Raw genomic sequence first — 15,175 nt, 5'->3', positions numbered from 1 at the left:
AAATCAAGAAAAGGCGTTTTTGAACAAAGCATTGCAATTAAAACCGGGGCCAATATTCCGACTCCTGTTCCCACCAAAACTTGTATCCAATAATTCCGCCACCCCGCATAATTGAGTCCAATACGTATTCCAGCAGTAAAGATGGTGTGCAATAAATATATTGGAAAGGAATATTTGCAGATCAACAATAAAACTTTTGCAAAAAGACTAAACTTAGTGATCAAAGTAATAAAACAGATACTTGCGGCGATGCCCAGAGCTTCACCTGCTTCTTTAAGAATCGGAAGGCTTTGTACATTCATGTAGGAGAAAAACCCAACAACCAGAACATGTAACACAATCACTAGCATCTTTTTAATGCTAGAATTTTCGGAAAAAAATAATTTTTCGGTAACTGTGCCCAAACCAAAGGAAAAAGCCATACTCATAGCCGAGGATAGGCTACCAAAATGAATATCCAGAAGTACAGCAGCATAATTTAATACTGACAGGAAAATTAAAATATGCCAATTCTTCATAGACCCAGATAAAAACACCCAAAAAATAAAAAGAAGAAACAACGCATATAAAAACCAATATTGGGCTTCCGGCTCCTTCCACAGCCACAGTATACGATCAATATCGCTGCGATGATTCACCTCAGATACGGAACTATTGACTGCGATGTAGATTGAAGCAAAGACAAAGTAAGGGATGAGAATATTTAGCGCTTTATGTGCAATAAAGACCGACCTACTTCCTCTCGACTCCCATTCGCCAAATTTATGGTACACAAATCCGCTTAAAAACATAAATAGGCCTATATGAAAAGACCAGATAAACCGCTCAACATATATTGAGAAAAATGGAACGGTCATTCCAGCAGATCGGATACCAAGAATAACATGGCCGAACACCACCAAAAAGCATGCCCAGCCTTTAAGTTGATCAACAAGAATATTACGCTGGGTCATTAACGTCTCCCTTGCAGGGAGGATATATATATATCTACTAAATGCTTGACGTAGGAATTAGTAGAGCAATTCTGTTCCACATACCTGTTACACGCCATCTGCATAATCTGATACTGAGGTTGAGCAATTCCTGATACTTCCAATAACAAGGAAGCCAGTTCTCTAAAATTCCCAGGCTCAAATTTAAAGCCCGTCTTTCCCTCAACTACCAGCTCGGGAATGCCGCCAATGTTGGCTCCAAGCACCGGAGTCTGAGCAGCCAACGATTCCAGACCGGAATACGGCATATTCTCGCGCCACTCGGAGCACAGCACCGAGAAACGAGCATTACCAACCTCTCGCTGTAGACTCTCGCCTGTCTTGTAACCAAGAAGCTTGATACGGGACTCGGCTTCGGGACCAGCGGATTTGATGAGAGATTCGATAGTTTCTCGTTCGGGTCCGTCGCCGACGATGTGAAGAGTCCAGTTGGAAGGAAGAGATCCTTTCGCTCCAGAGCTCTCCCGAGAGGAAAGCCCATTATCGGAAAGGCCGGACGCAAGAAGGAATGCCTTAACCAGGGTTAGGATGCCCTTTTCCTTGGAAAGACGTCCAAAGAACAAGAAATACGGTTCGACGGTGTCGAACTTATTCGTATTAGCTACCATACGAGCCATACTCATTTGGCTCTTAGTCAAAAAGTTCTGCAGAGCTACAGTACGATCGGAGTATCCTCCCTCGTCGAGCTTGCTCTTCATAAATTGACTTGGTGCGATAATCTTGTCGATTTTGTCATAGCTATGGTGATATTTCAAAAATACGGCTTCAAGAAATGCCAAACCACTCTTAGCCTTAGAACCCTTTACACAGGTCTTCTTCACGGCATGAGAGAAACGTCGATCAAGACAATCATCACACACTTTGCCAGAACCATCCACCATGGTGTACGCCGGGCACAGCAAGATATAGTCATGCGCCGTATACACCACTGGCACATGATGCTTCTTCAAGTACGGAGCATCAAGAATCGAGAGAGTAAGCTGCCGATGTACATTGTTCATGTGAATCACATCCGGCTTGAACTCCTGCAGCAAAGCCTCAAATTTACGCTTCGATTCAAAAGAGTAAACAAGCGTGGCTGCTTCCTTTGCCTGTTGGAAAGCAGAAATCTTGCCCACATAATCTTTTTCGGATACGAAATACTTACTCCAATAGCTCGGCTCGTTATTCGGATGCTTCATAGAGAAGAAGGCAACCTCGTGGCCTAGAGCACGAAGACCTTCGGCTAGCGCAAAAAAGTAAGTTTCAGCACCGCCTTTGCGGTAGAAGTACTTGTTGACCAGAAGAATACGCATTAGTTGACCTCCTTGGAAGAAGAGGAGTACAACGCCAAGGTCTGATCCACCACTGATTCCCAGCTAAATTTACTGGTGATGTAATCGGAAGCCTGAGACTGGAATCGCTGCACGTTCTCAGGATTCGTGAGGAGATCCTGGAGCTTATCGGCCAGATCACGAACATCGCCCTTTCGGAATGTCATGCCGTAATCACCAACGACTTCCGCGCATTCGGGAATATCGGAGGTCAGGCAGCAACAACCGAAGCTCATGGCTTCGAGCAAGCTCATCGGCATGCCTTCCAGATCACTGGGAAGCACATACACATAGGCGTTCGAATAAAGCTCTGCCAGTTCCTCACCCTGAGTAAAACCAGTCAGCACAATGCGGGGATCCTCTGCCGCAGCCTCTCGAATTCGCGCATAATATTCATGCGAATCAGATGCGCCACCAGCAATCACCAGCTTCTTGTCGGTATCAAGCTGGCGGAATGCCTCAACCAAGTAATGCACGCCTTTTTCCGGCACGATACGACCGAGAAACAGCACATAGCCGTTCTTCTCCAAACCGTATTTTTCGGCGATTACTCGAGCCGGAATCTGCTCATTGCGCTCAATACCATTGGGAATGAACCGGGTCTCGCGACCGTACGTGTCACGGAAATACTGCTGCACATTGCGACTGAGCACAATCACTTCATCGGCACATTTTGCCGCGGTACGCTCACCGAACTTCAGGTGCCAAGAAGCGAACCTGCCCCACTTCGCCCGCTGCCAGTCAAGGCCATGAATCGTGGACACGGTCCGTATACCCATCCAATGAGCCAAACGCAGCATGGCGCTGGGACCCTCAGCGTGATAATGGATCACGTCAGGGCGAGCAATAATGGCCTTTAGCGTTGCAGTGAACGAAGAGGAGAGCGCTGCCAAACCTTTTCCCTCAAAGGTGGGAACAGGAATTACATGCACACCCTTATAGGTGAATGGCTTATCAGTGGCATTCGTCTCGTTATCGAACTCCGCGCCGGCCACATTATGACCTTTGCGGTTGTACGCCACCACCTGTTCGCCACGAGCAGCCATGCGGGTGGCGAGTTCGTCGACGACGATCTCGATGCCACCTTCGCGCGAGGGGATGCGCTTGTGCCCAATGAACGCAATCTTCATGAGCTAGCTCTTCTTCGACTTCCTGGAAGTCTTCTTGCTGGAGCTACGGCGCTTACGGCGAGACTTACCGTCCTCACCATCGCTGTAGTAGTAGTAATAGTTGTCGTCGGACTTCTCTTCCTCGGAGAAGTTCAACACGGCACCGGCAACAGTCACGTCAAGGGTCTCAAGCTCTTCAGCCGCCGCGCGAACGTCCTTCTTCTCTCCGTGGCCAAGGCCGGAAACGAACAGCATGGTCGCGCCTTCCTTCACGAAGACGGCTGCATCGTTGGCCACCTTGAGAGGCGCGGTATCGATGATCACATAGTCGTAAATGCCGGAAACCTGATCCAGCAGCGACTTCATCGCCTTGGAATTGAAGAGAATACCGGGGTTCGGCGCACGCTTGCCAGCCGGCAGCACGTGGAAATTCTCTTTCCAGTACTGCTGAATGGCATCGGTGGACTTCACCTGATAGGTAAGCAGCTGGCTCAAGCCGACGGTGCCGTTCATGGACAGCGCCTTGGCGACTGACGGATTACGAAGATCCGCATCAATGAGCAGGATCTTCTTACCGGCCTCAGCATATGCAGCGGCAAGATTGACGGAGGTGGTGGTCTTACCTTCGGAAACACCAGCCGAAGTGATGACGATCAAGTTGGAGTGCTCCCCCTTATCCGGCATCACGTATGTCAAATTCATACGAAGACGACGAATCTCCTCCGCCTCACGCGAAGCCGGACGCGAAATGACCACGGGAGCCTTGCCCGCATATACGTCGTTACGGGTGAGTGCGCCAAGCACGGGAACGTCAAGAATATCCTGAAGATCAGAAGCCTGACGAATCTTATGATCAAGCAGATCCAGCACAATGGCGAGGATGAGACCCAGAACCAGACCGCCGACAATGCCGATCGCGATATTCATCTTGATGTTCGGCGAACTATGGGTGGTCGGTACCTGAGCGCTCTGCACAATGGACAGGTTGATGGGGGAAGACTCGGAAGCGTCGGAACTGTACAGAGTGGACGACACCTGATCCTTCAAGCTCTTGGCCACATTGTTCGCGAGATCAGCAGCCACCTTGGGATCCGGATCGGTCGCGGTGATATCAACGAGGAACGTATCCGTGGGCTGTTGAGCGGTGATCTTACCGGCTAACGCACTAACCGTGGTGTTCAAACCCATTTCATCAATGACCGGCTGCAGAATGGCTTCAGTCTTCACCAGCTGAGGGTAGGACTGCAACTGAGTATTGATATACGACGTTGCATAGGAGCGGGTGGTCATATCGGTATTCTGATTGTTGTCCGAAGAAACGCCCTTATAACTCGCAAACACCTCAGCCGTTGCCGAATACTGAGGAGTCTGCATGAACGTGTAACCGCAAACAGCGGCCGTCACGACGACAAATGTCACGATCAGCGCGGCAAGATGCTTACGTACCGCTCCAATAATGTCAATCGAGATGACATCCTTCTCTTCGGCATCGTTCTTTTCCACTCGGATGCTCCGTTCTTCGCTAACTTCCGTCTCGGTTACCGCCTTTCGACGGCTTTCTTAAGTCCCCGCCGATCCACCTTTCGGCGGCTGGTTCATTGACCGGGCTATGCTTCCTATAACCCCCTCATCCTATACGGGGGCCCCTACCAATCCGTTCGTTCTATAAGGGGGGTCTGGCGCAGAACCGCTGACGTTCCACCAGCAGTCGCAGAGGCCTGCACGTGTACCGTCATCTCAATGCTTTCGCCAGGTTGAAGGGTGAATCCCTTTACCCCCGCCGTAAGATCGTCATACAACGTGACGGTATCAAAATCACCGTCACCGGCAGATGCCCCCGTAAATTTCCAGTCCACAAGCCGTCCGTCGGCCGGCGCGAACAGGTACATCACGGTTGCGATCTCGCCATGGCGTTCAGTACCGGTCGTCTGATCCGAATATCCGCGCACAAGCGGAGGCAGCGTGGTGGCCTCCTGCGCGGTCATGGTGTTGGTCACCTTCACATGCACGGTGTAGGTGCGGGAACCGTCCGCATTGACCGAGGATTCCTTCACCGACGTTTCACGTTTGAGATACCAGTCCGCCTTTCCCATCGTGCCGTCATTGAAATACAGTCCGATCTGCGGCTTGGAGGGATTCTTCTGCAGGCCCCCCGCCAAGGGGGTGCCGTCGATATACTGCTGGTCGCCCTCATGCGACGACCACACCATGAAATGACCATCGTTGACCGACTTGGTCACGGTCTTCATCAGTGCCGAGTTCTTGCCGTCCAGAGATCCCAGAATGTGCTGAAACGCCTCACCGGCCACCACGCCGAAGAACGCGTCCTGACTCTCCTGATCGGGCAGATCAAGATATACCTGATGCAGCAGCAGCTGAGCTGCGTTGTCGCCGGTTACATCCACGCCGGAAACCGATCGGAAGCCACCCGTCACCTTCAGCAGCCCCTGCAGGAAGTACGGGTCCATGCTGATCACGCCGTCAACGTCTTCGCCCTTCTCCTGCTTCCACATGGCGGCGGCAAGCTCGCCCGTACGCGGGAAATCAGGGTCGGCGGTTACGTTCTGCGGGTACATCAGGTAATCGTTGCCAAAGAACGACTTCTCGGAATCCGTCATCTCGAACGCATCCACCTGCCGGGGCAATCCGCCGTATGGCGCGAAATCCTCCAGCGTGATCTTTCCCTGGTCAATGGTGAGCTTGCCCCATGAGCCGGCAATGCCGCCCGTGGAGCGCAGCTCCGCATTGTTCTGCGCCAGCACGATATACGTGCGCTTGCCCGACTGTTCGGAACCATCGTCCGAACCGAGACCCAGCATGGACGGTGCGGCGTTGGCAATGCGCTGCGCCAGATCCACGGCATCGGCGAGCGTTGCCACCTTGTTCTTCGCGGAGTCCAGCGCATTCGTCAGCTGCGGAATATGCGTGCCGTCGATGTTGCCCAGATTGATCGCGGCATCGTTGATCGTCTTATTGGCGTCGGTGAGATTCTGCGCGGCGGCACCCAGCGAGCCCAACGAGATCGTGCCGTTGGACATGCCAATTCCCTTGAGCGAGAGGCTGTCGGCGGACTCGGCGAGCTTCGGAACGGCGTTGTTCGACACGTCCTCCATGATCGAGACGGCCTCACGCACGGCCTTCACGTCCGAACCGTAATACGGGATCAGTTCGGCCGGTTTCCACAGCGAACTACTCGTCTGACGATACGCGGCATCCACGTGCGCACTGAAATCGCCCAGCCCCTTCTTCACGGCCGCCGAATCGCCCGACGCCAACTTCTTTTGCGAGACGGACGCCGCCGACACCGCCTGTTCCAGCTCAGACTTGGTCTTGAACGCGGAATATGCAAGCGCGCCCGCCCATGCCGCAATGGCCAGCAGCACGACGAGCACGGCGATGAGAATCCGTCGATTGCGACGGCGGCGTTTGATGCGACGGATGTGCTCCGGGCTCATACGTCGCCGCACACGGCGCGGGGCACTGCCGTCGCCATTGGTTCCGGACTGGCCGGTATCGGTTGGCGTAACGTCGGATAAATCCGGCTGTACGATACGACGCTGCTCCTTATCTTCCGCCACGATCAGTACGCACCCTTGTGCGTGAGCACCACCTGCACGGTCTTGAACAGGATCGTGATGTCGCCGGTGATGGACCAGTCCTGCACGTACGAGACGTCCAGCTGCTCCGACTCCTCGGCGGTCAGATCGCTACGGCCGGAGACCTGCCACGGACCGGTGATGCCCGGCTTGACGAACATGCGCGTGGCATAGAGGCGGTTGTAGCGGGCATATTCCTCGGGCAGCGGCGGGCGCGGGCCCACCAGGCTCATGTCTCCCTTGAGCACGTTGAAGAACTGCGGCAGCTCGTCGATGCTCCACTTGCGGATCACGTGGCCCACCTTGGTGATGCGCGGATCCTTCTTCATCTTGAAGATGAAACGATCGGTCTGGCCGTTCTCGGCGGCGAGCTTAGCCTTGAGCTCGTCGGCGTTCGTCACCATGGAACGGAACTTGATCATGCGGAACGGCTTGCCGCGCAGCCCGATGCGCTTCTGCGTGTAGAACACCGGACCGTGGTCGTCGAGTTTGATGGCGATGGCCGTGATAATGGTGACCGGCGACGACAGGATGATGAGCAGCAGCGAGCACACGATGTCAAACACGCGCTTGATCAGACGGGTGGCGTAGCCGTACTGAGGCAGGTGCATGGTCAGCACCGGCATGCCCTGGATGTTGCGGAAGTACATGCGGTGCGCACCCATGTCGGCGGCGCCGGCAGCGAGCGCGATCTCCACGTCGAGCGATTCCACGGCGAGCGAGAGCACATTGAATTCGACGGAGTCGCGGCGGATCACGTCGCAGATCAGGATGGTCTGCACGCCGGCGTTCACTGCGGTTTCACCGATCGTGGTGCTGTAGGGCAGCACGGTCAGGTGCTCGTCGATGTTCACGGTGTCGGGGATCGGCACGGAGATGATCTTCTTGGTCTTCGGATCCACGCCGATCGGGCACACGCCCACAGTGCGGTAGTTGAGCTGCGAACGCTTGTGCAGTCGGTGCAGCGTGCGCTCGATGCACTCGGGCGAGCCCATCACGATGGTGGCGTACGAATACTTGCCGGTCTTGCGTCGGCGAGTGATGACCACGCGGGCGATGATGCGTTCGATCACGGTGAACACGAGGGTGAGTGCGGCCGCTTCGAAAAGAATATGGTTGGGCAGCGGATATTTGAAGATGTAGTTGACGGCGCACTGGATGACGACCAGTTTCACCACGCCTTCGATGATCTTGTAGTTCACCTGGAAGCCGTCGCCCATCACGTGACGGTGGTAGATGCCGGAGCTGTGCAGGCAGCCCACGTATACGGCGCCGAGCAGGACGAACAGGAAGCCGGCCGTCAGCTGCGTGCGGAAGTTGTCGCCGTACGGCAGATAGGCGAGCGGGTCCACGTTGAACATGATCAGGTTCGCGATGACGAGCATGGTGCCGTCGAGCACCATGAGGACCAGGTTGACGAAGAATCGCCAGTACAGCACGTTCGCCATCTGACGCACACCGGTGCTGCTCAGGGGCTCTTCGTTGGTCGTGTCTTTGTTCTCGTCGACCGCAACGGACTTCGTCGTATCGTTTACGTCGTTCACACCATTCACGTCATTCACGCCTGTCGTGTCATCCACGTCGACTGCGGTTCTCTGACTCACTCTCCGCCCTCTCTTACACGCGCTCTCGTCCTCACGGTACCGCTTCAGGGGGGTACCGAATGCCACGCGCTTCACGGAAATATGGCAAACGTCACAAACCGTAAGCCACATACTCATCAAGGCGCAACAGCCCCCTCATCCTATATCAACGGGTGGGATAAGAAAACGGGGGTGCTCATATTTGCGGTCGTTCGGTCGAATCTGGGTCAAACCGATCACTGTTTCTGGGTCAAACCGAATCATTTCGGACCGTTCTGGGTATATCCGCATCATGAACACCCCGTAATCCCGTTCCTTATGTACCGGTTTTACCCAGATCCGCCGGATCCGGATTCTCGATCACTGACGCCGGGTGCCGGTACATTGGTGAATCATGCCGGTTTATGATTTGGGACTTGAACACGTATCGCTCGCCTTCGCCACCAAAACCATCTTCACCGATGTGACGCAGGGCGTTTTCGAAGGGGATCGCATCGGCATCGTCGGCCGTAACGGCGACGGAAAATCCACGCTGCTGCATCTGTTCAACGGCACGCAGGAACCCGATTCGGGCCGTGTGACCATCCGCGGCGGACTCACGTTCGGTATGCTCGACCAGCGTGATCCGCTCGACGACAACGCCACCGTGCGTCAGGCCGCGCTGGAGAACCGTGAGGACTACGAGTGGGCGTCGGACAACACGTCGCGTGAGATCGTGGAGTCGCTGTTGGGCGGTATCTCACTGGACGCGAAGATCGGTTCGCTGTCCGGCGGCCAGCGTCGTCGCGCCGATCTTGCCCGACTGCTGCTGCACGACTGGGATATTCTCGCACTCGACGAGCCCACCAACCACTTGGATGTGGTGACGATCCACTGGCTGGCCGAGCATCTGAAGAACCGCTGGGCCAAGGGGCAGGGTGCGCTGCTGCTTGTGACACACGATCGTTGGTTCCTCGACGAGGTGTGCGAATCCATGTGGGAGGTGCACGACGGAGTGATCGAGCCGTTCGAGGGCGGCTACTCCGCGTACATGCTGCAGCGTGTGGAGCGCGACCGTCAGGCCGACGTGCGCGAGACGAAGCGCCGCAATCTCGCCCGCAAGGAGCTCGCCTGGCTGACGCGTGGCGCCCGCGCCCGTTCCACCAAGCAGAAATTCCACGTGAAGGCCGCGCGCGAGCTGATCGCCGACGTGCCGCCGGTGCGCAATACGCTTGAGCTGAAGCAGATGGCCACGTCCCGCTTGGGCAAGCAGGTGGTGGATCTGATCGACGTGACGCAGATCTACACCAAGCCGCAGGGCATGACCGACATCGATCCGGATGCCGCCGCCTTGGATGAGTCCACGTCACGTGTGGACGTGGTGCCGTCCGCGTATGCCGAACCGCAGGTGCATGGTTCGGTCGAGGTGGCCGTGACCGATCTCGACGACCCCCGACTGGTCGACGCGGGCGTGCCCGAAGCCGTTGCCGTGGCCGAGGCCCATGCCGCCGCTGCCGAGAACGCTGATACGACGGGCGCCACGGCAGCGGATGGGGATACCGTTTCGGCCGCCGCCGATGTGACTTCCGCCGCGCAGAAGATCACCGTCTCCGGTCGCAAGATCCTTGACGACGTGACCTGGCTGATCGGTCCGGGTGATCGTTTCGGCATCGTCGGCGCGAACGGCGCCGGCAAGTCCACGCTGCTGAAGATTCTCGACGGCACGATCACGCCCACCGCGGGCCATGTGAACATTGGCAAGACCGTGAAGTTCGCCGTGCTGTCGCAAAGGCTCGACGAGCTGGAGAAGCTGGGCAAGTACAAGATCAAGGAGGTGCTGTCCCGCTACAAGCCGAGCTATATCGTGGACGGCAAGGAGGTCACGCCCGGTCAGCTCATGGAACGGCTCGGCTTCGAGTCGGCGCAGCTGATGACGCCGATCCGCGACCTGTCCGGTGGTCAGAAGCGCCGTATGCAGTTGCTGCTGATTCTGCTCGACGAGCCGAACGTGCTGATCATGGACGAGCCCGGCAACGATCTCGACACCGATATGCTCGCCGTGATGGAGGATCTGCTCGACACGTGGCCCGGCACGCTGATTGTGGTGTCGCACGACCGGTATCTGCTCGAACGCGTGACCGATCAGCAGTTCGCGCTGCTTGGTGGCAAGATCCGTCATCTGCCCGGCGGCGTGCAGGATTATCTGGACATGGTGGAGCAGGCGCAGAAGAGCGGCTGGGACTCGGTGCTGGCCGAGCCGGAGACCGGGCGGAAGAAGCGTGGCGGTTCGACTGCGACTGCGGGCGCGACTGCGAGCGGCGAGTCCGGTACCGGTGATGCCGACTCCGATTCCGCCGCCAGGCCGAAGCTCAGCGGCAAGGAGTTCCACGAGGCGTCCCGTCGTGTCAATGCGATCGAGCGTAAGCTCGCCAAGCTCGAGGAGCAGAAGGCGAAGCTCGAGGAGCAGATGGCCTCGCACGATCCCACCGATTTCGAGGGACTGAACAAGCTCAACGAGCAGCTGCAGTCCATCTCCGAGGAGAACGACGAGCTCGAAATGGAATGGATGGAGCTCAGCGAACAACTGGAGTAGGCGGATATGCGCGACCGGACGGTTATCTGATGTCTGGCTGGTAGCTTGAGCATCCGGCGTCGGCCGGTATTCGGTCGTGCGCCCTCCCTCAGTCGCGCTTCGCGCGCCAGCTCCCTCCCTCGGAGGGAGCACAAAGAAAACAAGCTGCGTGCTCTCTCCAAGGGAGGGAGCTGCCCAACTCAGCAGGGTCTGAACATATGTACCGTGCTCCCTCCGAGGGAGGGAGCTGGCCGATCGTCAGATCGGACTGAGGGAGGGATCCACTCCATCAACACCCCAAATCACCCCGACAAGACAACTGTTCAAGTGCAAAGAACGCCTTGATTCCCGTTCTCCCGCACAGTCGGTAGACTTGGGGTCATTATGGCTGCTTTTACTTCTTTGACCGATAGGCTCTCGGGCGCGTTCAAGCATCTGCGCTCCAAGGGCAAGCTGACCGACGCGGACATCGACGGCACGATCCGCGAAATCCGCCGAGCACTGCTCGACGCCGATGTGGCGCTCGACGTGGTGCGTTCCTTCACCGCCCACGTGCGCGAGCGCGCGCTGGGCGAGGAGGTCTCGCAGGCGCTCAATCCCGCCCAGCAGGTGGTGAAGATCGTCAACGACGAGCTCACGCAGATCCTGGGCGCCGGCGTGGACCGTCCGCTGAACTTTGCCAAGAACCCGCCGACGATCATCATGCTCGCCGGTCTGCAGGGTGCCGGTAAGACCACGCTCGCCGGCAAGCTCGGCTACTGGCTCAAGGACGCCGGTCACACGCCGCTGCTGGTGGCGGCCGATCTTCAGCGTCCGAACGCTGTGACCCAGCTGCAGGTGGTGGGCGAGCGCGCGGGCGTTCCCGTGTACGCGCCGGAGAAGGGCGTGCAGTCCGATGGCGGCGACGATGTGACCGTTCCCGGCCTGACCACCGGTGATCCGGTGAAGGTGGCCAAGGATTCGATCGAGCTGGCCAAGACCAAGCTGTATGACACGGTGATCATCGATACCGCCGGTCGTCTGGGCGTGGACGAGGCGCTGATGAAGCAGGCGCGTGACATCCGCGACGCCGTGAACCCGAACGAGATCCTGTTCGTGATCGATGCGATGATCGGTCAGGATGCGGTGCAGACGGCCAAGGCGTTCGACGAGGGCGTGGACTTCACCGGCGTGGTGCTTTCCAAGCTCGATGGCGATGCCCGTGGCGGTGCCGCGCTGTCTGTGGCGAGCGTGACCGGCAAGCCGATCCTGTTCGCGTCCAACGGCGAGGGCCTGAAGGACTTCGAGGTGTTCCACCCCGATCGTATGGCCTCGCGAATCCTCGACATGGGCGATATTCTCACCCTGATCGAGCAGGCGCAGAAGCAGTTCGACGAGGAGGAGGCCCGCAAGGCCGCCGAGAAGATCTCCGATGGCAGCTTCGGTCTCGACGACTTCCTGGAGCAGCTGCAGCAGGTGCGCCAGCTTGGTCCGATGAAGAACCTGCTCGGCATGATTCCGGGTATGGCCCAGCATCGCAAGGAGCTTGAGGCGTTCGACGAGAAGGAGGTGGACCGCACCGAGGCCATCATCCGTTCGATGACCCCGGAGGAGCGTCGCAATCCGAAGATCATCGACGGTTCGCGTCGTGCGCGTATCGCCTACGGTTCGGGCAACACCGTGTCCGCGGTGAACGCGCTGCTGCAGCGCTTTGAGCAGGCATCCAAGATGATGAAGCGCATGAGCAACGGTTCTCGCGGCGTGCCGGGCATGGGCGGCTTCGGCGGTCCTGGCGGCAAGAGCGCGCGCAAGGGTAAGAAGGGCAAGAAGAAGGGCGGCAAGTCCGGAAACCCGATGAAGCGCGAGGCCGAGGAGAAGGCATTGCGCGAGCGCCTGAGCGGCAAGGGCTCCGGTTCGAGCAAGAGCGGCGGTTCCGCGTTCCAGAAGCAGCCGCAGAATCCGGCGCTTCCGGCGGGTCTGCAGAACGCGCTCGGCGGCAACGGCCAGCCTGAGCTTCCGCCGAACCTCGGCGGCGGCATCGGAGGCCTCTTCGGTCGCTGATCCCATCTCCCCCGTTTCCCCTCGAGGGGCTGAGCCGTAAAGAAAATGCCAGCGGCATTTTTAGGCGAAGGCGAGCCGACAGGCGAGCAAGAAGAACGCGGTCGAAGACCGTCAGCACTTGCAGGACGCTGTCGGCCGCCCCCTCTATTGCTTCCCCTCGAGGGGAAGCTGTCGGCGTAGCCGACTGATGAGGTGGTGTGCGGGTCACAGCTAGATGTTCGGAATCGTCTTCGACGATACGATGTCTATGCAGTCGTTCCGACCGCAACCCACCTCATCAGTCACGCATTCGCGTGACAGCTTCCCCTCAAGGGGAAGCATTTTTTATGCCCTGTGAAGGTTTTCCATTCGAACGATTCGTAAAGACACGGTCGGGAATCCACGTGGTCTTTCCCGTATGCGCAAATCCTCCAAAACCGGTTCGTATAATCGCAATTCGGACAAAAACAGGTAGCCACGAACGGTGAAACAGCAATCATGGCAACGACTACAGCAAGGAGACGCCTCGTGCTTTTTTGGATCGTCATCGTGTTGATCACGTGTTGGATGGCGTTGAAGTACCTGCCTGCGGGCTGGGATCAGTACCGTCCTCTGCCCGAGGTGATCGCACTGATTCCGCTGCTTGTGGTACCGCTCGTGCTGCTGCTGCCGGCGACCGGATTCACTGGCAACTGGCCGCAGTTCGGCGTGACTGTTGTGCTGCTGCTGGTGCAGGTGGCCTGGCAGATCGGCTATGTTGCGCCGATTCCGAGTGCGCTGTCCCCTATTCTCGGTGTGCCGGTACAGACGCTGCCGGTCGATGGCGAGTACGCTGACAGCTCGTTCGCCGACGAAGCCGGCGCATCCTCGGAGGATTCCGCAGAGTCGGCTGACGATTATCCCCAGACTTCTTCCGCTTCCCCACAGGCTGTGGACGACGATGCGGATTCGGTCGAAGCAGCTGACTTAAAATCAGCCGCTTCGACCGACGATCATCACACGATCCGCGTGATGACGCTCAACACGCGCTACGGTCGCGCAGACACCGGTACGATCATGCACCTGGTCAAGCAGGAGAACATCGACATCCTCGCCGTGCAGGAGGTCAACACCGCGTTCATCAAGCGTCTTGACATCTCGCATATCGGCGATGAACTGCCGTATCGTGTGCTCGGCGCGGTGCGTGACGACGACAATGCGGGATCGAACGCTCTGTTTATGCGTCTCAAGCCGGCGATCTTCGGCGATTCGTCGGTGAACATCAGTGCCGCGGCCGCCCCGGTGGCCACCGTTCGCATCGGCGACCAGTGCGTGGAGTTCAGTTCCGTGCATCCCAAGTCGCCACCGCGCAGCGGCAAGGACTGGAGCGACGGCGTGCGTGCGCTCGGCCAGTTCGCGTTGCGCGCCGACAGCCGCAACGAGGAGGGATTCAACTGCTGCGCCGACGACGATGCGAACACCGACGACGCCAGCATTGTCGCCAATGGCAGCACCGACAGCGATGATGTGACGCCCAACGCCGATCTGCTGGCCGGGCTTCCGCCCGAGCTCGCCGACATCATCACGCGCGGCATGAAGGATGATTCCGACGAGGATTCGTCGAACGCCGAGCCGACGCCTGATGTCACCGAGACCGCCGTCATCGAGCTGCCGGACTTCTCCGAGCCGGATCGCGGTCCCGTGCCGCATCACGCGGCCGTCGTGATGGGCGACATGAACTCGAGCATCTATCATCCGAGCTTCCGCGACGCGCTGCGGCAGGGATCGGGTCTTGCGGATTCGTCGTTCGAGCTGCACGCCGGATTCAACACGACGTTCCCGGCCAGCTGGCCCACGTTCCCGTCGCTCATCGAGATCGACCACGTGCTGCATACGCAGGGCATCCGCGCGGTCTCCGCGCACGCCTATACGGTGCCGAAAACCGACCACAAGGCCCTTGTCGTGGAACTCGAGGTGGCATAGCACACCAGACCGTGGCCACAGCCCACGACCCGCCGAGGAATGTCGGGGTT

The 15,175-nt window shown here is 57.7% G+C and carries 8 protein-coding genes and 2 pseudogenes; 4 read left to right on the top strand and 6 right to left on the bottom strand.

Annotated elements, in window-relative coordinates; translation table 11 throughout:
* From Tam10B_RS08945 to Tam10B_RS08920, 6 genes are all read right to left on the bottom strand, one after another.
* Positions 1–953: acyltransferase family protein (locus tag Tam10B_RS08945; protein WP_093960901.1), on the bottom strand; the 953-nt coding region annotated here is incomplete at its 3' end.
* Positions 953–2,287, bottom strand: a complete 1,335-nt coding sequence (locus Tam10B_RS08940; RefSeq protein WP_093960898.1) for a glycosyltransferase — start codon at positions 2,285–2,287, stop codon at positions 953–955. The genes Tam10B_RS08940 and Tam10B_RS08945, both read right to left, overlap by 1 nt.
* On the bottom strand, positions 2,287–3,435 hold the full coding sequence (locus tag Tam10B_RS08935) for a glycosyltransferase family 4 protein (protein WP_093960897.1): 1,149 nt from the start codon (positions 3,433–3,435) through the stop codon (positions 2,287–2,289). The genes Tam10B_RS08940 and Tam10B_RS08935 overlap by 1 nt, the downstream gene beginning before the upstream one ends.
* 3 nt (positions 3,436–3,438) lie before the next feature.
* On the bottom strand, positions 3,439–4,917 hold the full coding sequence (locus Tam10B_RS08930) for a polysaccharide biosynthesis tyrosine autokinase (RefSeq protein ID WP_233133672.1): 1,479 nt from the start codon (positions 4,915–4,917) through the stop codon (positions 3,439–3,441).
* 143 nt (positions 4,918–5,060) lie between these two features.
* Positions 5,061–6,992 (bottom strand): DUF4012 domain-containing protein, encoded by a 1,932-nt coding sequence (locus tag Tam10B_RS08925; protein WP_143248615.1) that lies wholly within the window; start codon positions 6,990–6,992, stop codon positions 5,061–5,063.
* Between the two features lie 2 nt (positions 6,993–6,994).
* A complete protein-coding gene (locus Tam10B_RS08920; RefSeq protein WP_233133671.1) occupies positions 6,995–8,614 on the bottom strand; it encodes a sugar transferase in 1,620 nt (539 codons plus the stop codon).
* 373 nt (positions 8,615–8,987) lie between these two features.
* Between Tam10B_RS08920 and Tam10B_RS08915 the strand changes: the two are divergent.
* The 4 genes and pseudogenes from Tam10B_RS08915 to Tam10B_RS08905 all read left to right on the top strand — a co-directional run.
* A pseudogene (locus Tam10B_RS08915) lies at positions 8,988–10,809 on the top strand (ABC-F family ATP-binding cassette domain-containing protein); the annotation flags it as partial.
* 128 nt (positions 10,810–10,937) lie between these two features.
* Positions 10,938–11,165 (top strand): annotated as a pseudogene (locus Tam10B_RS13850) (ABC transporter C-terminal domain-containing protein); the annotation flags it as partial.
* Positions 11,166–11,528: 363 nt separating this feature from the next.
* Positions 11,529–13,184, top strand: a complete 1,656-nt coding sequence (gene ffh, locus Tam10B_RS08910; protein WP_093960894.1) for a signal recognition particle protein — start codon at positions 11,529–11,531, stop codon at positions 13,182–13,184.
* A gap of 507 nt (positions 13,185–13,691) precedes the next feature.
* The gene (locus Tam10B_RS08905; RefSeq protein WP_093960893.1) at positions 13,692–15,125 is read left to right on the top strand and encodes an endonuclease/exonuclease/phosphatase family protein; all 1,434 of its coding nucleotides are present in this window, start codon (positions 13,692–13,694) and stop codon (positions 15,123–15,125) included.
* The last annotated feature ends 50 nt before the right edge of the window (positions 15,126–15,175 follow it).

The sequence above is a fragment of the Bifidobacterium vansinderenii genome, from assembly GCF_002234915.1.
Lineage (GTDB): Bacteria > Actinomycetota > Actinomycetes > Actinomycetales > Bifidobacteriaceae > Galliscardovia > Galliscardovia vansinderenii.
This window is presented reverse-complemented; position numbering and strand designations above follow the sequence as displayed.